At 74.6% G+C, this 24,859-nt stretch carries 8 protein-coding genes; 5 read left to right on the top strand and 3 right to left on the bottom strand.

Translation table 11 applies throughout. The features are described from left to right. Positions 1–6: 6 nt before the first annotated feature. Positions 7–585 (bottom strand): TetR/AcrR family transcriptional regulator, encoded by a 579-nt coding sequence (locus PS467_RS36820; RefSeq protein ID WP_268976001.1) that lies wholly within the window; start codon positions 583–585, stop codon positions 7–9. Positions 586–717: 132 nt separating this feature from the next. Between PS467_RS36820 and PS467_RS36815 the strand changes: the two genes are divergently transcribed. Beyond that, complete coding sequence (locus PS467_RS36815; protein WP_311038879.1) at positions 718–1,455, top strand: SDR family oxidoreductase; 738 nt, start codon at positions 718–720, stop codon at positions 1,453–1,455. Between the two features lie 16 nt (positions 1,456–1,471). Here the strand turns inward: PS467_RS36815 and PS467_RS36810 are convergent, their stop codons facing one another. Both PS467_RS36810 and PS467_RS36805 read right to left on the bottom strand, forming a co-directional pair. Then, on the bottom strand, positions 1,472–1,786 hold the full coding sequence (locus PS467_RS36810; protein ID WP_311038878.1) for a hypothetical protein: 315 nt from the start codon (positions 1,784–1,786) through the stop codon (positions 1,472–1,474). Next, positions 1,783–2,196, bottom strand: a complete 414-nt coding sequence (locus PS467_RS36805; protein ID WP_311038877.1) for a helix-hairpin-helix domain-containing protein — start codon at positions 2,194–2,196, stop codon at positions 1,783–1,785. Before PS467_RS36805 ends, PS467_RS36810 begins: the two co-directional genes overlap by 4 nt. Before the next feature lie 368 nt (positions 2,197–2,564). Here PS467_RS36805 and PS467_RS36800 point away from each other — a divergent pair, with 368 nt between their 5' ends. The 4 genes from PS467_RS36800 (at position 2,565) to PS467_RS36785 (ending at position 24,856) form a co-directional block, all read left to right on the top strand. Continuing rightward, positions 2,565–3,386: a hypothetical protein gene (locus PS467_RS36800; RefSeq protein WP_311038876.1), complete on the top strand. Its 822-nt coding sequence runs from the start codon at positions 2,565–2,567 to the stop codon at positions 3,384–3,386. Between the two features lie 14 nt (positions 3,387–3,400). Further along, complete coding sequence (locus PS467_RS36795; protein ID WP_311038875.1) at positions 3,401–4,603, top strand: copper amine oxidase; 1,203 nt, start codon at positions 3,401–3,403, stop codon at positions 4,601–4,603. Between the two features lie 44 nt (positions 4,604–4,647). Continuing rightward, entirely contained in the window at positions 4,648–6,009 is a 1,362-nt protein-coding gene (locus PS467_RS36790; protein WP_311038874.1) for a serine hydrolase domain-containing protein, read from the top strand. Positions 6,010–6,151: 142 nt separating this feature from the next. After that, on the top strand, positions 6,152–24,856 hold the full coding sequence (locus PS467_RS36785) for a non-ribosomal peptide synthetase (protein ID WP_311038873.1): 18,705 nt from the start codon (positions 6,152–6,154) through the stop codon (positions 24,854–24,856). Positions 24,857–24,859 lie beyond the last annotated feature (3 nt).

Below are 24,859 nucleotides of genomic sequence, written 5' to 3'. Positions count from 1 at the left end.
TAGCCGCTACGGCCGGGGTGCGGCGCTGAGCCCGTCCAGGGTGAGGTCGAGCAGACGGTCGGCCTGCTCCCGCTGTTCGGGCTTGCCCGAGGCGAGGGCGATACCGGTGAGCGCGGCGAACATGTCGGTGGCGCCAATGTCCGACCGGATCGCACCGGCCGTGACGGCGGCGTCCATCAGCCGCGTCAGAGCGTCCTGGATCATCTCGTGGCTCTGGGCGTAGGGGTTGACGCCCGACGCGACGACGCCCCGCAGCGCGTCCGCCATGCCCAGCTTGGCGTTGGCGTAGTCCATGAAGCGGCCCAGCCAGGCGCGCAGGGCCTCGCGCGGGGGCAGGGTCGCCAGCAGTTCGGGGGCGGCGGCACAGAGCCGGGCGAGTTCGTTGCGGTAGGCGGCCTCGATCAGCAGCTCCCGGGTCGGGAAGTTCCGGTAGAGGGTGCCGGTGCCCACGCCCGCCTCCTTGGCGATGCGCTCGAGGCGGGCGTCCAGCCCTTCCTCGGCGAACACCCGCACCGCCGTGGAGAGGATCTTCTCCCGGTTGCGCTGTGCGTCGGCCCGCAGGGGGCGCCCTGGATCTCTGGCCATCGGCGGCTCTCTCCTCGATTCGTGTTGCTAAGCGGAGGGACTTCCACTTAGGCTGCGGCGAAGTGGCGGCGCCTCCACTTAGCACTGTAGTCCATCGCCACCTCCCCCTTTTTCTTCTTGGAAGGACCCATGATGTCGGGTATCGAAGGCAAGGTCGTCGCCATTACGGGCGCGAGCAGCGGCATCGGCGAGGCGACCGCGCTGCTGCTCGCCGAGCGCGGCGCGAAGGTCGTCCTCGGCGCGCGGCGGTCGCACCGCATCGAGGCGCTGGCGGGCCGGATCGCCGCGGCGGGCGGCGAGGCGGTCCCGGTCGTCACGGATGTCAAGCGGCGCGAGGATCTGTCGCGGCTGGTCGCGACGGCACGGAGACGGTACGGACAGCTCGATGTCCTGGTCGGCAACGCCGGTATCAGCCCGATCTCCGCCCTCGACGATCTGCGCGTCGCGGACTGGGAGGAGATGGTCGACGTCAACATCAAGGGGGTGCTGTACGGCATCGCCGAAGCGCTGCCCGTCTTCCGGGCGCAGGGCTTCGGACATTTCGTGCACACCCTCTCCACCGCCGGGCTGACCATCGTCCCGACGATGTCGGTCTACGCCGGCACCAAGAACGCCGTGCGCGCCATCTCCGAAGGGCTGCGCCAGGAGGCCGGCGAGACGCTGCGGGTGACCACCGTCTCGCCCGGGTTCACCCGGACGGAACTCGCGGATTCCATCACCGACCCGGCCACGCGGAGCGGGATACAGGAGGGCATGGACAAGATCGCGATGCCCCCGGACGCCATCGCCCGCGCCATCGCGTTCGCCATCGAGCAGCCGGCCGGTGTCGACGTGGGGGAGATCGTGGTCCGCCCCACCGCGCAGAGCTGATATCCGCGCCCGGCGGTCAGCCACCGGGTGCGCGGCCGGCATCCAGGAGCGCGGCATGGACGGCGGCGGTGAGCACCACGGCCGCGAGCGTCCAGGAGATCCAGTCGCCCGGGTCCGGCAGCCACTGCCGGCCGAGCGCGAGCGGATAGATGACCGCCGCGTACACCGCCGGTACGGTACGCGGCACGATCTCCTTACGGGCGGCGAAGAGGAATAACAGCGGCGCCAGCAGACCGGCGGAAAAAACCACTCCGGTCACCCACAGCGCCCGGTGCCGCCGACCGCCGTACAGAGCGGGCCGTGCGGATGTCCCGGCGGGATTTTCGTTCACGATCGCCTTTCGTTCGGTGCGGAGTGCAGACGATTGAGCGTGTGATGCGCGCTCACGGCGCCGATGCCATCCAGATCGCGAAGCTGGCGCGCGGAGAAACTGGACAGGAGTTCGATATTATCGATACCTGCTCTGAGTAATGCATTGGCCAAACGATGGCCGATTCTGTCGTGTCCCAGGACGTCGAAGAGTTCACCGCCCTCACAGGAACCGCAGCGGCGTCCGGATGCGGCCGGAGCCATTTCCCGGGCCCCGCACCCACCGCACATATCGATCACCCGGCCATCCCATCGCGTCCTGGACCAGCTCATTCGAACGATGGAGGCGCGGAGCGCACCCACGCTGTCGGCCGCGGAAGAGGAATGAGTGGCACCACAGATGTCACATCTAATGGTGATCGAATGACTCATGTGAGCATGATGACAGAGCGGCGTCCAACGGGCCTTCCGTGCCATCGCTTTGCGGCCGCACGCCCGCCCACCGGCACATGCGTTTCTCACAGCCGCTTGATGACAAATGCGACTGTTATGCCGACCGCAGTGGTGAAAGCGTGAGCCATCAGTGGACAGCGAAGAGTCCGGGGGGTCCGCGCGAGCCGTCGTCAGCGGCTTGATTCCCGTCGAAAACGCCGACGCCGCCGACGTCGCCGACGGCACCGATGACGTCGATGACGCCGACGGGGACGGGAAACGCACCAGAAGCAATCCGGGAACCGGCCGAGTGCTGTCACCCCGAGCTCCACCGGGCTCACTTGACCGACAACGGAAACGGCTGGGTGATGAGAGACAACGCCACTGACAAAGGTGCGGCCGATACGCGCAGGCGCCGTCACCGGCGATGGCGCATATCCGCGGCACTGGGTCTGTCGGCGGTGCTGGCGGGCGGTGGGATCGCCGCCCTCGAAGCGGGCGGATCGCCCGCGCCCGACGCCCCGGAGCCGGCGGCCGTCGTCGCCGCGCACTCGGGCCGGCTGACGCCGAAGGAGGCGCGCGAGGCGGCCCGGATCGCCCGCGCCGCCGCCACCCGGCCGGACACCACGCCCACGGCGGGCGATCAGGGCGCCGAGAAGGGGAACACCGGCGACGGGGAGCGGAACGCCGCGGGCGGCGCGGGCGCCGAGCCGCTGGACACCCGCCGCCCGCCCCGGGACAAGTCGGCCTCCCCGGCCCCGGACAGCCGGGCCGAGGTCCAGCTCTACGACTACGCCTCGGACACCCTGATCACCCGGCTGGTCGATCTGCGCTCCAAGAAGGTCGTGCACTCCACCCGTCAGCACGGCGTCCAGCCGCCTCCCACCCTGGCCGAGGCCCGTGCGGCGGTGCGGATCGTCCTCGCCGACCGGCGGCTCGGCCCCGGAATGCGCGACGCCTACGCCTCGGCGACCGGGAAGCGGCTGACCTCGCCGTCCCAACTGCGCCTCCAGAGCATGGCGTTCATCGGCTCCCGCGCCAAGGGGGTGGACGGCGCCCGGAAGGTGTCCCAGTGCGGTGAGCACCGCTGTGTGCAGCTCTTCGTACGCGTTCCGGACGGCAAGTGGATCGACACCAGCCGGATCGTCATCGATCTGTCGGCCGGGCGCGCCGCCGTCATCGGCCTGTGAGGGGGACTTTGTCCGTGTCCAGTCTGTTCCGGCGTGCCCGGGTGCTGATCGCCGCGGTGGGATTGCTGGCCCTGTGGGTGCCGGGCCCGGCGTCCGCCGCCCCGGCGAGGGCCTCGGCGGACGCCCCGTCCTGCCCCGCCGCGGAGCGCATCGACACGACGCTGAAGAACGGTGCCCGGTGGCAGATGTGCTGGGACATCGACCGCAACACCGGTGCGGTGCTGAGCGATGTCGTCTACACACCCAACCGCGGCACCGCCACCCGGGTCCTGAAGAGCGCCTCACTGGCCGAGGTCCATGTGCCCTACGACAGCGGTCAGCCGCGTTTCTACGACGTCTCCGCGATCGGCTTCGGCGATCTGGAACAGGGGACGCTCACCCGGCTCGGTGAGAAGGACTGCCCCACCGGGCAGCTGCGCGACGTCCAGGACACCCCGGTGCTGTGCGTCGAGGAGCAGCCCCGGCCGTTCGCGTACAAGAGCGCGGTGGAGAAGGGCGTACTGCACGGCACCGACCTGGTCGTCTTCTCCGTCTCCGAGATCGGCTGGTACGACTACATCACCGAGTGGCGCTTCGCGGACGACGGCTCCATCACGCCCCGCTCGGGCGCCACCGGAAGCCTCTCACCGTTCCAGTTCTCCGACGCGGGCAGCGGCTGGCCGACCGGGGTGGGCTCCACCCGGTTCAGCGAGAACCACTCGCACAACATCTTCTGGCGGCTGGACTTCGACGTCGACGGGGCGTCGGAGAACACCGTGGAGCAGTACGACTACCCGGGCAGCGGTACGGAGAAGCGCACCACCGAACGCACCGTGCTGTCCAAGGAGACCGCCGCGGACCTCGCGCCCACCCGCTTCTGGCGGGTGGTCAACCCCGCCGCCGAGAACACCGACGGCCACGCCAAGTCGTGGGAGATCGACAACCACGAGAGCGATCAGTACCGGGGGCCGAGCGAGACCGAGGAGTTCACCCACCACGACATGTACTTCACGCAGTACCGGGAGTGCGAGCGGCTGGCCTACGGCAACACCGCACCCGGCTGCGCGGCCTCGGTCGACACGTACACCGACGGCGAGCGGCTCACCGACCCGGTCGCCTGGGTCAGCGTCGACTTCCACCATGTGCCCAGGGACGAGGACCAGGACCCCATGCCCACCCACTGGCAGGGGTTCCGGATCGTGCCCCGGGATGTCACGGCCACCAGCCAGCTGCCATGACCCGGCCCCCGTCGTCCGTCCCGTCCCCCGGCAAGGAGTACACCGTGTTACATCCGACCCCGGCGCCGTCCGGCGAGGAGCGGTCGAAGATACGCCGCGTCCTCGAGGACCGCCTGACCGCCCTGGCCCGCGCCCATCGGGTGCCCGGGGCCCAACTCGCCGTGCACGGCGGCGGTTCGACGCTCGCCGTGCAGACCGGCGTACGGGACGCGGACACCGGGGAGCCGTTCACCGCCGACACCGCCGTGCCGATCGGCTCCGTCACCAAGGCGTACACCGCGACCGTGGTGATGCTCCTGGTCGCCGACGGCGATGTGGAGCTGGACGACCGGCTCGGCGACCATGTGCCGGAGCTGCGGCGGGCCGGTCCGCCGTGCACGGTGCGCCAGGTGCTCAGCCACACCGCGGGGCTGCCGTCCGGGCCCGACTCCGACCAGGTGGCCTCGGTGACCGCCGCCCGCTATCTGCTGGACCACTGCACCGACCGCACCCTGGTGATGCCCCCGGGGACAGACTTCTCCTACTCCAACGCGGGCTATGTGGCGGCGGGCCGGCTGATCGAGACGGTCACCGGAATGAGCTGGCAGGAGGCCGTGCGGTCGATCCTGCTCGCTCCGCTGGGCACCGTGCCGTCCTTCATCGGCGTGGCCGGCCCCCCGCACCGGCCCACGGCGCGCGGCCACTCGGCCAACACGGCGACGGGCCGGACCATGCCGGTACGGCAGAACCTCGCCCCCGCCGAGGCCGCGGCCGGGGCGCTGCGGGCCGGGGCGCTCGATCTGGTGGCGCTGGGCCGGGCCCATCTGGGCGACGGCTCCCCGGGGCTGCTGTCCCGCGAGCTGGCCGAGGAGATGCGCCGGCCCGTGCCCGGCGCCGACCCCGGTGTGCTGGCCGACGGCTGGGGGCTGGGGTGGGCGCTCTTCCGGCGCGGCGAGGCGCTGTGGTTCGGGCACGACGGCAACGCCCAGGGCACCTGCTGCCACCTGAGGGCCGACCCCGCCACGGGGGCGGTGGTGGCCTTCACCGCCAACGCGGGCAGCGGCACCGGGCTGTGGGACGAACTGACCGGCGTCCTCGAGGAGACCACCGGCATCCGGGTACCCGCCACCCCGGCCCCGCGCCGCCCGGCCACCCCCATGGCCGCGACCTCGCAGTGCACCGGCATCTACCTCAACGGCGACATCGAGTACCAGGTGACCATCGGCGACGGCGGCGGCCTCGCCCTGTCCGTGGACGGCGACCTCCCCGCGCCACTGGTCTGCCACGAGGACCTCACCTGCGATCTGGTGGACCCGTCCACCGGACGCCGGATTCCCGGCGGACGCTTCGTCCGCGATCCGCGGACCGGCGCCGTCGACCGGATTCAGCTCTCCGGCCGGATGGCCCGGAAAAGCGCCCTGGTCTGAGGGTCCCCCACCCCTCACGCCGCCCGGCCGTCTCCCCACATCTCCCCCGGCCGGGTGCGGGCGCCCCGGCTCGGCGGCGGCCGCACGGCCCCAGCCCTCGCACACCCGCCCGTTCAACCGCTCTGAAGGGCCCCGATCCACCATGACCGACCACCACCAGACCTCATCCGGTGCGGTGTCCACACCCTCCGGCGCCGCGGACCTGCCCCCGGCGGTGTGGAACGCCACCGACCGTGCCGTTAGCCGCGCACCGCTCGGCGAGCTGTTCGCCGTATGGGCCGAGCGCACCCCGGACGCGCCGGCCCTGCTGGCGAACGACCGCGAGTGGTCCTTCGGCGAGGTCGAGGTCTGGGCGAACCGGCTGGCCCACCGCCTCATCGGGCAGGGCGTGGGGCCCGAGCGCGTGGTGGCCCTGGTGCTGCCCCGCTCCGCCGAACTGGTGGTGGCCCAGCTCGCGGTGGCGAAGGCCGGCGGGGCCTATCTGCCGATCGACCCGGCGCACCCCGAGGAGCGCCGCGCCATGATGCTGGCCGACGCCCGGCCGGTGGCCGTGCTGGACGACCCGCGGCTGATCCGGGAGGCGGCGGCCGGGGCGGGACCCGACCACGCGCCCGGCGACGGGGACCGGCTCGGCCCGCTGCTCCCCGGACATCCCGCGTATGTCATCTACACCTCCGGGTCCACGGGGGTGCCCAAGGGCGTGCTGGTGCCGCACGCCGGGCTGGGCAACTTCTCGGCCGCGGCCACGGCCCACTACCGGGTCCGGCCGGGCGACCGGGTGCTCCAGTTCTCCTCACCGAGTTTCGACGCCTCCGTGCTGGAGCTGTGCTCCTCCCTGCTCGCCGGGGCGGCGCTGGTGGTGCCCCCCGAGGGGCCCCTGCTGGGGGCCGAACTGGCCGCGGTGCTACGGGAGCGGCGGGTCACCCATGCCCTGATCCCGCCGGCGGCGCTGGCCACCGTGCCGCCGGAGGAGCTCCACGACGGGCTGCCCGGCCTCCGCACCCTGATCGTGGGCGCGGAGGCCTGCCCCGCCGATCTGGTGGACCTGTGGGCGCCGGGCCGGCGGCTGGTCAACTCCTACGGTCCGACGGAGGCCACGGTCGTGGCCACCTGGACGGACGCCCTGGCGGCGGGCTCCGGCGCCCCGCCGATCGGCCGTCCGCTGCCCAACACCCGGGTGTTCGTGCTGGACGGGGCGGCGCGGCCGGTGCCGGTCGGCACCACCGGTGAGCTGTGGATCAGCGGCGCCGGGGTGGCCCGCGGCTATCTCGGCCGGCCGGGGCTGACCGCCGAGCGCTTCACCGCCTGCCCCTTCGGCCCGCCCGGCTCCCGGATGTACCGCACCGGCGATCTGGCCCGCTGGACCGCCGACGGTGCGCTGGAATTCCTCGGCCGGGCCGACCACCAGGTCAAGTTACGCGGCTTCCGCATCGAACTGGGCGAGGTGGAGGCCGCGCTGGCCCGGCATCCCGGGGTGGGCGCCGCCGTGGTCACCGTACGGGAGGACGAGCCCGGTCAGAAGCGGCTGGTCGGCTATGTGGTGCCGCCCAGCGGAGGAACCCCGCCGCGGGTCGCGGAGGTGCGGGCCGCGGCGGCCCGGGTGCTGCCGGCGCATATGGTGCCGTCCGCGTATGTGGTGCTGGACGCGTTCCCCCTCACCCCGCACCGCAAGATCGACCGGCAGGCGCTGCCCGCCCCGCGCTCCGCGCCGGACGGCGACGTACGCCATGTCGCCCCGCGCAGCCCGGCCGAGGAGACCCTGACCCGCATCTGGGCCGAGGTGCTGCCGGTGGACACCGTGGGCGTGACGGACGACTTCCTGGGCCTGGGCGGCGACTCCCTCCTCGGGGTGCGGCTGCTGGCCCGCGTCCGGGCCGAACTGGGCGCGGAGCTGTCGCTGCGCGACCTGCTCGACGCCGGGACGGTGGCGCGGCTGGCCGGCCGGCTGCCCGCTGGGGCCGCCGGCCCGTCCCAAGCAGGCGAGGCGTCAGAAGCATCAGAGGTGTCAGAGCAGCCGATCCCGCCCGCGCCGCGCGGGGGTCCGCTGCCGCTGTCCTCCGCCCAGCGGCGGCTGTGGTTCCTGAACGATCTGACCTCCGGCGGAACCGAGTACAACACCGGGACCGGACTGCGGCTCGACGGCCCGCTGGACCCGGCCGCCCTGCGCCGGGCGCTGGACCGGCTCGCCGCCCGCCACGACGCCCTGCGCACCACCTTCGCCACCGTGGACGGGCACGGTGTGCAGCGGGTGGCCGAGCACGGGACCGTCCCCCTGGGCCGGATCGACCTCGGCGGGCATCCGGCGCGGCGGCGCGCCGAGGCACTGGAGCACACGCTGACCAGGGAGCTGAGCCGCCCCTACGACCTTCAGCGGGGGCCGCTGACCAGGGCGCTGCTGATCCGGCTCGGCGACGCGGACCACGTCCTGCTGCTGGCGCAGCATCACATCGTCACCGACGGCTGGTCGGTCGGACTGCTGGTGCGCGAACTGGCCGCGCTCTACGCCGCCGAGGTGTCCGGAGACGATGCCGGGCTCCCCGGGCCCGCGCTCCAGTACCCGGACTTCGCGGTCTGGGAGCGGAGCCGCCCCGCCCCCGCCCGCCAGGACGCCGACCTGGCGTACTGGCGGGACCGGCTCGCCGGGATGCAGACGCTGGAGCTGCCCACCGACCGGCCCCGGCCGCCGGTGCGCACCACGGCGGGCGCGGTGCACCGCCATGAGCTGCCCGCCGAGCTGGTGGCGGGGCTGGCCCGGCTCGGCAGGCAGCGGGACACCACACCGTTCACGCTGCTCGCGGCCGCCGTCGCGGTGCTGTTCGCCCGCTACTCGGGCCAGCGGGACATCGCCTTCGGCACCGTCACCGCCGGACGCCACCGCACGGAGCTGGAGTCGGTCGCCGGATTCTTCGTCAACACCCTGGTGCTGCGCGCCGACGTCGACGCGGACAGCACGGTCGAGCGGTTCCTGGACGCGATGCGCGAGACGGTGCTGGACGCCTTCGCCCATGACCGGCTGCCGTTCGAGCGGGTCGTCGAGGAGCTGGCCCCGCGCCGCGACCCCAGCCGCACTCCGCTGGTGCAGGCGCTGGTCGTCCAGCAGAGCGCCATGGTGCCCGCCCAGGAGGCGGCGGGTGTGCGGATCACCGAGCACCCGCTGCCGCGCCCCGCCGCGCGCTTCGACCTGGTGCTGGAGTTCTCGCCCCGTGACGACGGCTCGCTGGGGCTGACCGTCGAGTTCAACTCCGATCTGTTCGAGGCCGCCACGATCGAGCGGATGGCCGGGCATCTGCACCGGCTGCTGACCGCCATGGTGGCCGATCCGGGCGCCACCCTGGCCGAGCTGCGGATGCTGGCCGACGCCGAGTGGCATGCCCTGCTCGACGCCTGGAACGGACCCCACCAGCCGGCCGTCGACACCACCCTGCCCGCTCTGTTCGCCGCCCAGGTGGTGCGGCGCCGCACGGTCACCGCCGTGACCTGCGGGGCGACCAGCCTCTCCTACGACGAGGTGAACCGGCGCGCCAACCGGCTGGCCCGGCTGCTGATCGCCCGGGGCGCCGGTCCCGAGCGGCTGGTGGCCCTGGCCCTGCCCCGCTCGGCCGAGCTCGCCGTCGTCCTGCTGGCGGTGCTCAAGGCGGGCGCCGGGTATCTGCCGGTGGACCCCGGCTATCCGGCCGAGCGCATCGCGTTCATGCTGGCCGACGCCGCGCCCTCGACGATCCTCACCACCACCGGGGCGGCCGGCGCGCTGCCCGCCGACGCCGAACCGCTGGTGCTGGACGACCCGGCGGTCCGCGCCGAGCTGGACGGCCTCGCGGACGGCGACCTCACCGACGCCGAACGGACCCGTCCGCTGCACCCGGCCCATCCCGCGTACGTCATCTACACCTCGGGGTCGACCGGCCGGCCCAAGGGCGTGGTGGCCACCCACCGCGGTGTGGCGGGGCTCGCGGCCTGGGCCGAGGCGGAGTTCGGGCAGGAGGGGCTGACCGATGTGGTCGCCGCCACCTCGCTCAACTTCGATGTGTCGGTGTTCGAGATCCTCTGCCCGCTGCTGGCCGGCGGCAGCGTGGAAGTGGTGCGGGACCTGCTCGCCCTCACCGACCCCGAGGGGCGGCCGCAGGCGAAGGGGCTGCTCAGCGGGGTGCCCTCGGTATTCTCCCGGCTGCTGGGCGAGGACCCCTCGGCGGCCGTGGCCCGGACCGTCGTGCTGGCGGGCGAGGCGCTGCCCGCGCAGACCGTACGGGACATCCGCCGGGCCGTGCCGTCCTGCCGGATCGCCAATCTGTACGGGCCGACCGAGGCGACGGTGTACGCCACCGCCTGGTTCTGCGACGGCGAGGCGCCGGCGCAGGCCCCGCCGATCGGCCGGCCGGTCGCGGGCGCCCGCGCCTACGTCCTGGACCCCACGCACCGCCTGGTGCCGCCCGGGGTGACCGGTGAGCTGTATCTCGGCGGGCAGGGCCTGGCCCGGGGCTATCTGCGGCGGCCCGGTCTGACCGCCCGGCGGTTCGTCGCCGACCCCTTCGGGCCGCCCGGCAGCCGGATGTACCGCACCGGCGACCTGGTCCGCTGGACCGCCGACGGTGCGTTGGAGTACCTGGGCCGGGCCGATGACCAGGTGAAGATCCGCGGCTTCCGCATCGAACTGGGCGAGGTGGAGACAGCGCTGCTGCGCCACCCCGACATCGCCGAGGCGGCCGCGGTGGCCCGCGAGACGGACGGTCACCAGCGGCTGATCGCCTATGTGGTGGCCGCTGCCGGCACCGCACCGGACCCGGCGGGGCTGCGGCGGTTCCTGCGGCGTTCGCTGCCCGACTACATGGTGCCCGCGGCCGTCCTGGTCCTGGAGCGGATGCCGCTGGGCCCCAACGGCAAGCTGGACCGCGGCCGGCTGCCCGAACCGGACTGGGCCGAGGCCGCGGCACCGGGCTATGTGGCGCCCCGGACCGCCACCGAGCGGACCCTGGCCACGGTCTGGGCGCGGGTCCTGCGGGTGGCGCGGGTGGGGGTGGAGGACAACTTCTTCTCCCTCGGCGGCGATTCGATCCTCAGCATCCAGCTGGTCTCCCAGGCCCGGCGGGCCGGCCTCGCGGTCACCTCGCGCGATGTCTACCGCCACCAGACGGTCGCCGCGCTGGCCCTGCACCTGGACACCACCGCGGCCCCGGCCGGGCCGCCCGGCTCCGACGGGGACGCGAAGGCCACCGGGGAGCTGCCGCTGACCCCGATCCAGCACTGGCTGTTCACCTGCGACCCCGAGCGGGCCGGGCACTTCAACCAGACGATCTCCCTGGTGCTGCCCGAGGACGTGGACGAGGACGCGCTGCGCCACGCCCTGGACGCGCTGGTGGCCCACCATGACGCCCTGCGCTCCCGGTTCCACCGGCGGGGCGACGGCTGGTACCAGCGGATCGAGGAGGCGGGGGCCATCCGCGTACCGCTTACGACCGGCGGCGCGCATCTGGGCGGCTTCGACCTGGCCGAGGGGCCGCTGATGCGCGCGGTGCTCGACCGGGACGCAGGGCAACGGCCGGTCCTCCACCTCACCGTCCACCACGCCATCGTGGACGGGGTGTCCTGGCGCGTGCTGCTGGAGGACCTGAGCAACGCCTACGGCACCTGCCGGCAGGGGGCCGAAACCGAGGGCGCCGGGGCCGAGGGGGCCGGGGCCGAGGGGGCCGGGCTTCCGCCCAAGTCCTCCCCGCTGCGCCACTGGGCGCTGCGGCTGAACGCCCACGCCCAGGACGGGGGGTTCGCCGACGAGGAGGCGTACTGGACCGGTCCGGCCGGGACCGGTGACCCCTCGCTGCCGACGGACCGCCAGGGGGCCAACACCTATGCCTCGGCCCGGTCGGTCACCGTCCGGCTCGGCCCGGACGAGACGGCCACGCTGCTCCAGACGCTGCCCGAGGTCTACCGGACGCAGGCGAACGACGTGCTGCTGAGCGCGCTGGCCCGGGTGCTGCACCGCTGGACCGGACGGGACCGGGTCCCGGTGGACGTGGAGGGCCACGGCCGCGAGGAGCTCTTCGCGGACCTGGACCTCTCCCGTACGGTCGGCTGGTTCACCACCCGCTTCCCGGTGGCGCTCGACCTGCCGGACGGCGGCTGGGGCGAGGTGCTGAAGTCCGTCAAGGAGCAGATGCGGGCCGTGCCGCGGCGCGGTCTGGGCTACGGGGTGCGGCGCCATCTGCTCGGCGGCGCGGGCCTGGCCGACGGTCCCACGGCCGGGATCAGCTTCAACTACCTCGGCCGGTTCGAGCCGCCGGGCGGTGACGACGGGCTCTTCCGCGGCCTGGACCGGGAACTGTCCCTGGACGCCGACCCGGCCGCGGCGCGCCCGCATCCGCTGGAGGTGGTGGGCCGGGTCGAGGACGGCGTCCTGGTCTTCACCTGGTTCTACTCACAGAACCTGCACCGGGCGGAGACGGTCGGGCGGCTCGCCGAGGAGTTCCGCGCGGCGCTGTGCGAGATCGCCCGGCACGGCAGCGCGCCCGGCGCGGGCGGCCGCACCCCCTCCGACTTCCCGCTCGCCGCCCTCGACCAGGCCACCGTGGACCGGCTGGCGGGGGACGGCAGCACGGTGGAGGACATCTACCCGCTCACCCCCACCCAGGCGGGCATGCTGTTCCACTCCCTGGCCCAGGACGACCGGCGCGCCTACGTCCAGCAGCTCACCTTCGTCCTGGACGGGGTGCCCGATCCGGCGGCGCTGGCCGCGGCCTGGCAGCGGGTCGCCGACGCAACGCAGGTGCTGCGCGCCCGCGCGGTGTGGGCCGGGGTGCCCGAGCCGGTCCAGGTGGTGGAGCGCGGGGCCCGGATCCCGGTGACCCTGCTCGACTGGAGCCGGCTGTCCGGACCGGACGGGCGACGGGAGCGCTTGCGGAGATTCCTCGCCGCGGACCGGGAGCGCGGTCTGGACCTGGCCACCGCACCGCTGACGCGGCTGGCGCTGGCCCGTCTGTCGGACACCGAGGTCCAGGTGGTGTGGACCTTCCATCATCTGATCCTGGACGGCTGGAGCCTCTTCCAGGTGCTCTCCGACGTCTTCCACTGCCACGCTCGCGCGCGCGAGGGCGCGTCCGGCCCGGCCATGGCCTCCGGTCTGCCCGGCCGCCGCCCGTTCGGCGACTATGTGGCGTGGCTGCGGGAGCGCGACGAGGTCCGGGCCGAGGAACACTGGCGGGCCCGGCTCGCCGGCCTCACCGAGCCCACCCCGCTGCCGTACGACCGGGAGCCCACCGAGACCCACCGCGCCGAGTCCACCGAGGGCCTCCGCGTCGCCCTGTCCGCCGACACCACCCGCCGGCTGGACGCCCTGGCCCGGGGCGCGGGGCTCACCCTGAACACCGTGGTGCAGGGGGCGTGGGCGCTGCTGCTGGCCCGGCAGTCGGGCCGCGACGACGTCGTCTTCGGGACCACGGTCTCCGGGCGGCCCCCGGAGCTTTTGGGCGTGGAGTCGATGAACGGGCTGTTCATCACGACCGTGCCGACCCGGCTCACGGTGCCGGCCGGCGGCACCCTGACGGCGTGGCTGAGCGCGGTGCAGGCCGGGCAGACCGAGGACCGGCGGTTCGACTTCGTGCCGCTCACCCGGCTGCGGTCCTTCACCGGTCTGCCCGAGCGGGTGAACCTCTTCGACTCCCTCGTGGTCTTCGAGAACTATCCGGTCGGCGGGGACCTCGCCGCCGCGCACGGCCTCGCCCTGCGGGAGCTGGACGGCGTGGAGACCACCAACTACCCGCTGTCCCTGGTGGTCTACCCCGGTGCGGAGCTGGGACTGCGGCTCGGCTACGACCCGGCGCTGTTCCAGGAGGCCACCGTCCGGCGGATGGCGGAGCAGCTGACGGTGGTGCTGACGGCCATGGCCGACGGCCCGGACCGGGCGCCCGCGCGGCTGCCGATGCTCACCCCCGAACGCCGCCGCCAGGTGCTCCACGAGTGGAACGACACCGCCGTCCCGCTGCCCGAGGCCACGGTGGCCGGGCTGTTCGCCGACCGGGTGCGGTGCGCGCCGGACGCGACGGCCCTGGACGGCGCGGACGGCCCGGTGAGCTACCGGGAGCTGGATGCGCGCGCCAACCGGCTGGCCCACCGGCTCGTCGCACAGGGCGTCGGACCGGAGCGCCCGGTGGCCGTGCTGATGGACCGGTCCGTGGCGCTGGTGGTGGCGCTGCTGGCGGTCGTCAAGGCCGGCGGGGTGTACGTACCGCTGGACACCCGCGCCCCCGGGGACCGGCTGCGCGGGGTGCTGGCGGAGGCGGGAGCGGAGGTGCTGCTGACCGACCGGGCCTGGCAGCGCACGGCGGCAGACATCGCGGCCGCCGGGCGGACCCTGGTGGTGGAGTCCGGCGGCGGAGGCGACGGTGACGACGGCCCGTCGCGGCCGCCGCGCGTGGCGCTCTCCCCCGACAACGCCCTGTACCTGATGTTCACCTCCGGCTCCACCGGACGGCCCAAGGGGGTCGCGGTGCGCCACCGCGATGTGACCGCCCTCGTCGCGGACCGCGCGTTCGCGGCCCACGACCGGGTGCTGGTGCACTCGCCCCAGGCGTTCGACGCCTCCACCTATGAGCTGTGGGTGCCGCTGCTGCGCGGCGGCCGGGCGGTGCTGGCGCCCGCCGGGGAGCTGGACGCGGACACCGTGCGCCGGGCGATCGGGGTGCACAAGGTGAGCTGCCTGTGGCTGACCGCGGGGCTGTTCCGGCTGCTCGCGCAGGAGGCGCCGGACTGTCTGCGGGGCGTCCGGGAGGTGTGGACCGGCGGTGAGGCGGTGCCCGCCGCCGCGGTGCGCCGGGTGCTCGCGGCCTGCCCGGAGCTGACGGTGGTGGACGGCTACGGGCCCACCGAGACCACGACGTTCGCCACCCGGCGCCCGTTCTGCGCCGGGGAGGAGCTGCCCTCCGCGCTGCCCATCGGACGGCCGCTGGACAACACCCGCGTCTACGTCCTCGACGGCGCCCTCCAGCCGCAACCGCCCGGCGTCCCCGGGGAGTTGCACATCGCGGGCGCCGGGGTGGCGCGCGGCTACCACGGCCGCCCCGGCGCCACCGCCGGGCGGTACCTGGCCGATCCGTACGGGCCGCCCGGCTCCCGGATGTACCGCACCGGGGACATCGTGGCCTGGACCGACGACGGTGAACTGCGCTTCGTGGGCCGCGCCGACGACCAGCTGAAGGTCCGGGGCTTCCGTATCGAGCCGGGGGAGATCGAGACCGCGCTGGCCCGCCACGAGGCCGTGGCGGAGGCGGTCGTGACGCTCTCCCGCGCGGGCGGGCGCGCGCTGCTGACCGGCTATGTGGTGCCGGCCGGCCAGGGCGCGCCGCCCGCGGCCGAGGAACTGCGGTCCTTCCTGGGCGGTGTGCTGCCGGACTACATGGTGCCCGCGGTGTTCGTCACCCTTGACGCGCTGCCGCTCACCCGCAACGGCAAGGTGGACCGCCGCCGGCTGCCCGCGCCCGATCCGGCGGCCGGGACGGCGCGGTACGTGGCGCCCCGCACCGATGCCGAGCGGGCCCTCGCGGAGATCTGGGGCACCCTGCTGGGCCGGGAGCGGATCGGCGCGGAGGACGACTTCTTCCAGCTGGGCGGGGATTCGATCCTCAGCATCCAGGTGGCCTCCCGCGCCCGGCAGGCGGGGCTGGCCCTCACCCCCCGGGAGCTGTTCCGGCACCCCACCATCGCCTCGCTCGCTGCCGTCACCACCCCCACCGCGCCACCCGCCGCCGACACCGGGCCGGTGACCGGCGAGCTGCCGCTCACCCCGATCCAGCACTGGTTCCTCGGCACGCGGCCGGGCCGGCCCGGCCACTTCAACCAGTCCGTGGTCGTCGAACTGCACCGGGACCCGGACCCCGGTGCGCTCCGCGCGGCGCTGGATGCGCTGCTGGTCCACCATGACGCGCTGCGGACGCGGTTCACGCCCGGCGCGGACGGCAGCCTGCGCCCGTACTGCCCGGCGCCGGACCCGGCGGCCCCGGCGCCCCTGCGGGAGTACGACCTGTCGGGGCTGGGCGCGCGGGAGCGGCGGGCCGCCGAGGACGCGGCGATGGCCGAGGCGCAGGCCGGGTTCGACCTGGCGCGGGGACCGCTGCTGGCCGCGCGGCTGTTCCGGTCCGGAGCGGGGCGGCGGCCCACGCTCTTCCTGACCGCCCACCACCTGGTGGTGGACGGGGTCTCCTGGCGGGTGCTGCTGGAGGATCTGAACACCGCCTACCAGCAGGTGCGCGCGGGCGGACGAGCCGACCTCGGCCCCCGCACCACCTCGGTGCGCGACTGGTCGCGGCGGCTGGCCGCGCACACCGCCGCCGGCGGTTTCGACGCCGAACTCCCCCACTGGCGGGCGGTGGCGCAGGAGTGCGCGGCGCGGCTGCCCCTGGACGGCGACGGCGAGGGGGACAACACGGTGGCGTCCATGGCGTCGGTCACCGTCCGGCTGGACCGGGAGCGGACCGACGCGCTGCTGCGGCAGGTCCCCGGGGTCTACCGCACCCGGGTGGACGATGTGCTGCTCGCCGCGCTGGGCCGGGTGCTCGGCCACTGGACCGGGCGGCGCCGGATCGCCGTGGACCTGGAGGGCCACGGCCGGGAGGAGCATCTGCTGGACGGGGTGGACCTGTCCCGCACCGTCGGCTGGTTCACCAGCCTGTATCCGGTCGCCCTCGACCTGCCCGAGGACGGCTGGGGCGAGACGCTGAAGTCCGTCAAGGAACAGCTGCGGGCGGTGCCGGCCCGCGGCATCGGCTACGGCGCGCTGCGCCATCTGGCCCCCGCCTCGGGGCTCGGGGACGCGGCGGAACCCGGCATCAGCTTCAACTACCTCGGGCAGTTCGACTGGGCCGCCGGTGCGGACACCGGTCTGGTCCGCACCGTACGCGGCGGGCTGGGCGGTGACGCCGCGCCCGACACCGTCCGGGCGCATCTGCTGGACGTGGTGGGCCGGGTGGAGCGGCGGTGCCTGGAGATCACCTGGTACTACGGCACGGGGACGCACACCGAGGAGACGGTGACCGGGCTGGCGCGGGCCATGCTCGGCGCCCTGGAGGAGATCATCGGCCACTGCGCCGGCCCCGCGGCCGGCGGCCGTACCCCGTCGGACTTCCCGCTGGCCCGGCTGGACCAGGCGGCGGTGGACCGGATCGCCGGCGACGGCCGGGCGGTCGAGGACATCTATCCGCTGACCCCGATGCAGGCCGGGATGCTGTTCCACGGGCTGATGGAGCCGGCCTCGGACGCCTATGTCAACCAGGTCCAGCTGACGCTGACCGGGGTGGGCGATCCGCGGGCGCTGGACACCGCGTGGCGGCGCACGGTGGCCGCCAACCCCATCCTGCGCACCCGTCTGGTGTGGGCGGACACCCCGGAGCCGCTCCAGGTCGTGATGGGCCGGGCGGCGCCCCGGATCGTCCACCACGACTGGACGCGGCGGCCGGAGGAGTGGCGCGAGGCCGAGCTGCGCCGCCTGCTCGACCAGGACCGGGCCGAGGGGATCGACCTGGCCACCGCGCCGCTGATGCGGCTGGCGCTGATCCGGCTGTCCGCCGAGGAGGTCCGGATCGTCTGGACCTTCCACCATGTGCTGCTCGACGGCTGGAGCGCGGCGCAGGTCTTCGACGAGGTGTGCGAGCGATACGCGGCGCTCACCGCGGGCCGGACGCCGGTGGTGCCCGCCCGGCGGCCGTTCCGCGAGTACCTCGGCTGGCTCGGCGAGCAGGACACCGCGGAGGCCGAGCGGTACTGGCGTACGGCGCTGGCGGGGTTCACCTCGCCCACCGGGCTGCCGTGGGACCGGCCCCCGTCGGGGGCGCACCGCAGCGCCTCGTCGGGCTCGCACCGGGTCACCCTCGGCGCCGAGGAGTCCGCCCGGCTGCGGACGACCGCGCGGCGGGCCGGGCTGACGATGAACACGGTGGTGCAGGGCGCCTGGGCGCTGCTGCTGTCCCGGTACGGCGGGACCGACGACGTGTGCTTCGGCACCACCGTCTCGGGGCGGCCGGCCGCGCTGCCGGGCGTCGAGTCCATGGTCGGGGTGTTCATCAACACCGTCCCCACCCGGGTGCGGGTGGCGGGCGGCAGTCCGCTGCTTGCGTGGCTGCGGGAGCTGCAGTCGGCGCAGTCCGAGGCCCGGCTCTTCGACTTCGTGTCCCTGGCCCAGCTGGGCGGCTGGAGCGAGGTGCCCGGCGGGGTGAACCTCTTCGACTCCATCGTGGTCTTCGAGAACTACCCGTTCGACGGCGAGGCCATCGCGGCGCACGGCCTGGGCCTGCGGCAGGAGCGGGACCTGGAGCCCACCAGCTATCCGCTCAGCGTGGTGGTGGCGCCCGAGGAGCGGCTGTCGATCTCGCTGGACTACGACCCGGCGGCCTTCGACGCCCCGACGATCGAGCGGCTGGGCGGCTGTCTGCGGGAGCTGCTGGAGCAGATGGCGGCCGGTCCGGAGCGCCGGCTGGACGAACTGCCGCTGATCGGCGAGGCCGCTGCGCGCGCGATCCTCGAGGAGTTCGGCGGCCCGGTCGCGGCCGCGCCGCACGCGGTGCTGCCCGCGCTCTTCGAGGCGCGGGCGGCCGGTACCCCGGACGCGGTGGCGGTGCTGGGCGACGGCGGACCGCTGACCTACCGGGAGCTGAACGAGCGCGCCAACCGGCTCGCCCGGCTGCTGATCGCCTCGGGCGCCGGTCCGGAGCGCTTCGTGGCCCTGGTGCTGCCGCGCACACCTCAGCTGGTGGTGGCCGTGCTGGCGGTGCTCAAGAGCGGGGCGGCCTACCTCCCGGTCGACCCGGCGTACCCGGCCGAGCGCATCGCCTTCATGCTGGGCGACATCGCCCCGGACACGGTGGTGACCACCGGGGAGTCGGCGGACCGCGTGCCCGCCGGGCCGGGCGGCCGGATCCTGCTGGACGACGCGGAGTGCGGCCGGCGGCTGGCGCGGCTGCCGGCCGGGGACGTCGGCGACGCCGAGCGGCGCGGCCCGCTGGACCCCGGCCATCCGGCGTACGTCATCCACACTTCGGGATCGACGGGGGTGCCCAAGGGCGTCGTGATCACCCATCGGAGCGTGGCCGCGCTGGCCGCCTGGGCGCGGGAGGAGTTCGGCGCCCAGGGGCTCGCCCATGTGGTGGCCTCGACCTCGCTCAACTTCGACGTGTCGGTCTTCGAGATCCTCTGCCCGCTGCTGGCCGGCGGCTCCGTCGAGATCGTCCGTGATCTGCTCACCCTGGCCGAGCGCACCACCCCCTGGACGGCGAGCCTGATCAGCGCCGTGCCCTCGGCGCTCGGGCAGGTCCTCGGCAAGGGGTCGGTCGCGGTGCGGGCCGGCACCGTGGTGCTGGCGGGCGAGGGGCTCGCCGCCCGCACCGTCCAGGAGGTCCGCGCGGCCGTCCCCGGCTGCCGGGTGGCGAACATCTACGGCCCCACCGAGGCGACCGTCTACGCCACCGCGTGGACCTGTGACCCCGCCGACCCCGACCGCACCCCGCCCATCGGCGCCCCGGTCGCGGCCACCCGCGCCTACGCCCTGGACGCGCGGCTGCGGCCGGTACCGGTCGGTGTGCCGGGCGAGCTGTATCTGGCCGGGCCGGGCCTGGCCCGGGGCTACTTCGGCCGGCCGGGGCTCACCGCGCAGCGGTTCACCGCCGATCCGTACGGCCCCGCGGGCAGCCGGATGTACCGCACCGGCGACCTGGTCCGCTGGGACGAGCGGGGGCAGCTGGAGTACCTCGGCCGGACCGACGACCAGGTCAAGGTGCGCGGTTTCCGGATCGAGCTGGGCGAGGTGGAGGCGGCGCTGGCGCGCCACCCCGATGTCGCCGAGGCGGCCGCGGCCGTGGTGGAGACCGATGGTCACAAGCGCCTGGCCGGCTATGTGGTGCCGGTCCCCGGCTCGGCACCGGTGGACACCGCCGCGCTCCGCGCGTTCCTCGCCACCCGCCTGCCGGACCACCTGGTCCCCTCGGCCGTGGTCGTGCTGGACCGGCTGCCGCTGGGGCCCAGCGGCAAGCTGGACCGGCGGGCGCTGCCCGCACCCGTCTGGTCGGCCCCCGCCGCCGGCCATGTGGAGCCGCGTACGGAGACCGAGAAGGCCCTCGCCGCCATCTGGGCGGAGGTCCTCGGGGTGGAGCGGGTCGGCGTGGAGGACAACTACTTCACCCTCGGCGGCGATTCCATCCTCAGCATCCAGATCGTCTCCGCCGCCCGCCGGGCCGGGATCGAGCTGACCCCGCGCCATCTGTTCGTCCACCAGACCGTGGCGGACCTGGCCGCGGCCACATCCGCGGCACCGGCCGCGGCGGCCGCGCACGAGCAGGGCCCGGTGGTCGGGGAGGTGCCGCTGACCCCGATCCAGCACTGGCTCTTCGAGCGGCTGCCCGAGGCGGCGGAGCACTTCACCCAGTCGGTCACGGCCGAGCTGACCGCGCCGGTGGACGAGGGAGCGCTGCGCACCGCCCTGGCCACGGTGCTGACCCACCACGACGCCCTGCGGCTGCGCTTCGAGCGGACCGGGGACGGCGCGGTGCGCCAGTACAACGCCCCGCCGGACACCGAGGAACCGGCGCTCGACGTCCACGACCTGTCCTCGGTGGAGCCGGGGCGGCGGGACGCGGTGCTGCGGGAGACGGCCGGGCGGGTGCGGGCCGGATTCGACCTGACCCGGGGACCGCTGCTGCGCGCGGCGCTCTTCATCCGCGGCGAGGGAAACCGGCCCGTGCTGCTGCTGACGGCCCACCACCTGGTGGTCGACGCGGTCTCCTGGCGCATCGTGCTGGAGGACCTGGACACCGCCTACCGGCACCTCGTGGCGGGCCGGGCCGCCGAGCCGGGTCCCAAGACCACGTCGTTCCGCACCTGGGCGCGGCACTTGAGCGACCACACCGCCGCCGGGGGCTTCGACGCCGAACGCGACCACTGGGCGGCCTGCCACGTCCCCACCGGCCTCCCCACGGACGGGGAGGGGCCCAACACCGCGGCCTTCGAGGAGGAGGTGACCGTCTCACTCGGCGCCGAGGAGACCCGGGCGCTGCTGCGGGAGGTGCCGGGCGCGTATCTGACCCGGGTCAACGACGTCCTGCTGTGCGCCCTGGGGCGGGTGCTCGCCCGCTGGACCGGCCGGGACCGGGTGGCGGTGACCCTGGAGGGGCACGGCCGGGAGGAGATCGCCGAGGGGGTCGATCTGTCCCGTACGGTCGGCTGGTTCACGACCATGTTCCCCGTCGTCCTGGAGGCGCCCGCCGACGGGGAGCTGGAGCGGACGCTGAAGGCCGTCAAGGAGCGGCTGCGGGCGGTTCCGGGGAACGGCCTGGGCTACGGGGCGCTGCGCCATCTGTCCGGCGCGGCCCCCGCCGGCCTGCCCGCCGAACCGAGGATCAGCTTCAACTACCTCGGGCAGCAGGACTGGGAGCCGCCCGCGCCGGGTGGTCTGCTGCACGCCCTGACCGGCGGTCTGGAGGGCGACATGAGCCCGCGGGCGCCCCGGCCGCATCTGCTCGATGTGGTCGGCCGGGTGACCGACCGGCGGCTCGAGCTGAGCTGGTCCTACTCCCGGTCGCTGCACCGGCGCGCCACGGTGCGCCGGCTCGCCGAGGAGATGGTGGCGGAGCTGCGGGCGATCGTGGCGCTGTGCACCCGCCCCGGCGCGGGCGGACGGACGCCCTCGGACTTCCCGCTGGCCGCGCTGGACCAGGAGACCGTCGACCGGCTGGCGGGCGACGGCCGGGACGTGGCCGAGATCCATCCGCTGACCCCGACCCAGGCCGGGCTGGTCTTCCACGCACTGGCCCAGCGCGACCAGGGGCTCTATGTGGAGCAGGCGACCTTCGTGCTGGACGGGGTGGGCGACCTGGGCGTGCTGGCCGCCGCCTGGCGGCACGTCGTGGACCGCACCCCGGTGCTGCGCGGCGAGGTGGTGGTGCACGGGGTGTCCGAGCCGCTGATGATCGTCCGCCGCACCGCGGCCGTACCGGTCGAGGAACTCGACTGGAGCGGCCTCGGCGAGGACGAGCGGACGGCCGCGCTGGAGCGGCTGCTGGATCAGGACCGCGCCCGGGGGATCGATCTCACCGCGGCCCCGCTGCTCCGCGTCACCCTGGCCCGGCTCTCCCCCGCCGAGGTGCGGGTGGTGTGGACCTTCCACCATGTGCTGCTGGACGGGTGGAGCGTCTTCCAGGTGCTCGGCGACGTCTTCGCCGCCCATGCCGCCCTGGCCGCCGGGGAGCGCCCGAGGCTGCCGGGCCGCCGGCCGTTCGCGGACTACGTGGCCTGGCTGGGCCGTCAGGACCGGACGCGGGCCGAGGCGCACTGGCGGCGGGTCCTGGCGGGCTTCACCACCCCCACTGCGCTCCCCTACGACCGCAGGCCGACACCGGAGCTGGCCACCCGGTCCTCCCGGTGGCTCTCGCACCGGCTCGGTGAGCGGGACACCGCCGCCGTTGAGGACTTCGCCCGACGGCACCGGCTCACGCTCAACACCGTCGTGCAGGGCGCCTGGGCGCTGCTGCTCTCCCGGCTGAGCGGCGAGCCGGACATCTGCTTCGGGGCGACGGTCTCCGGGCGGCCGACGGAGCTGCCGGGCGCGGACGACATCACCGGCATCTTCATCACCACCCTCCCGGTGCGCTGCACGGTGCCGGACACGGTGGGCACGGCCGCCTGGCTGCGGGAGTTCCAGACCGAGCAGGCGGACGCGCGCGGCTTCGGCCATGTGTCGCTGGCCCAGCTCCAGGGCTGGAGCGAGGTGCCGGGCGGGGTGGACCTGTTCGAGAGCCTGGTGGTGTTCGAGAACTACCCCATCAACAGCGCCGCCGCGGCCGAGCACGGGCTGCGGGTGCGCGATCTGCACGCCCTGGAGTCCACCAACTACGCGCTGACCGTGGTGGTCTCGCCCGGATCCGAACTGTCCGTGGAACTCGGCTACGACCCGCGGCTGTTCGAGGAGTCCACCGCCGAGGCGCTCGCGGACCGGCTCGTCCATCTCCTCGGCGCGCTCGCCACGGCCGGCGACGACTCGCCGCCGGACCGGATCGACGTCCTCCCGGCCGCCGAGCGCCGCCGGCTCCTGGTGGACTGGAACGACACCGCCCGCCCGGTGCCCCACGCGACCCTGGCCGAACTCTTCGAGGCGGCGGTGGACCGCCGGCCGCACGCACCGGCGGTGGACTCCCCGGACCTGCGGCTGACCTACGCGGAGCTGGACGCCCGCGCCAACCGCCTCGCCCACCGCCTCATCCGGCATGGCGTGGGCCCCGGGCGGATCGTCGCGCTGGTCCTGCCCCGGTCGGTGGAGTCCGTCGTCGCCCGGCTCGCGGTGGCCAAGGCCGGGGGCGGCTATCTGCCCATCGACCCCGACTACCCGGCCGAGCGCGTCGAGCTGATGCTCAAGGACTCCGCCCCGCACGTGGTGATCGAGCGGGCCGCCGAGACCCTGGCCCCGGACGAACCGGCCCACCGCCCCACGGACGCGGACCGCCCGCGCGCCGTGCACCCGGACGATGCGGCCTATGTGATCTACACCTCCGGGTCCACCGGAACCCCCAAGGGAGTGGTCGTCACCCACCGCGGGATCGCGAGCTTCGCCACCGCCGAGGCCGAGCACTTTAAGGTGCGGCCGGGCGACCGGGTCCTGTCGTTCTCCTCGCCCGGCTTCGACGCCTCCGTCCTGGAGCTGTGCATGGCGCTGCCGTCCGGGGCCGCCCTGGTGGTGCCCGAGCCCGGTCCGCTGCTGGGCGGCCATCTCGCGGACGTCCTGCGGCGGCAGCGGATCACCCACACCCTCATCCCGCCCGCCGCCCTGGCGACGCTGCCCGCCGGCACCGAACGGGAGCTGCCCGAGCTGCGGACGCTGATCGTCGGAGGGGACGCCTGCGGCGCGGAGCTGGCCGCCCGCTGGGCCCCGCACCACCGCATGATCAACGCGTACGGGCCCACCGAGACCACCGTGGTGGCCACCTGGTCCGAGCCGCTCGCCCCCGACGGCGCCCCGCCGCCGATCGGGCGGCCCCTCCCCAACACCCGTGTCCACCTGCTGGACGCGCGGCTGCGCCCGGTGCCGGTGGGCGTGCCCGGCGAGGTGTGGATCAGCGGCCCGTCGCTGGCCCGCGGCTATCTGGGCCGCCCCGGACTGACCGCGGCCCGCTTCATGGCCGACCCCTTCGGGCCGCCCGGCTCGCGGATGTACCGCACCGGCGACCTCGCCCGCTACGACGCCCGGGGCCGCCTGCACCACCTGGGGCGCGTCGACCACCAGCTCAAACTGCACGGCCATCGCATCGAGGCCGGTGAGGTGGAGACCGCCCTGTGCGGCCACCCCGCCATCGCGGAGGCCGTGGTGACGGTGCGGGAGGACGAGCCCGGGGCGCGCCGGCTGGTGGCCCATCTGGTCCTCGCGCCCGGGGCGGGCGCCCCGGCCGACCCGGAGCTGCGCACCCATCTGGGCCGGACGCTTCCGGGCCCGATGGTCCCGTCGGCGTTCGTCGTGCTGGACCGGCTGCCGCTCACCGAGAACGGCAAGACCGACCGCGCGGCGCTGCCCGCGCCCGGCCCCGCCACCGTGCGCGCGCCGGCCGGCCACATCGCCCCGCGCACCCCGACCGAGGAGGTCCTCGCGGAGATCTGGTCGGAGGTGCTGGGGGTCACACCGGTCGGCGCGGAGGACGAGTTCTTCGCCCTGGGCGGTGACTCGGTGCGCAGTCTGCTGATCGCCTCCCGGGCCAAGGAGGCGTTCGCCGTCGACCTGACGCCCCGGGACATCCTGACCGCGCGCACCGTCTCCGCCCTCGCCGACCTGGTCGAGGAGCACATCCTGCGCGAACTCGAAGACGCCGCGCTCGGCGGCAGCGACCACGACGAACGGTGAGGA

The sequence above is a fragment of the Streptomyces luomodiensis genome (genome assembly GCF_031679605.1).
Classification (GTDB): Bacteria; Actinomycetota; Actinomycetes; order Streptomycetales; family Streptomycetaceae; genus Streptomyces; species Streptomyces luomodiensis.
The sequence above is the reverse complement of the archived record's forward strand: the minus strand, read 5'-3'. Positions and strand labels throughout refer to the sequence as shown.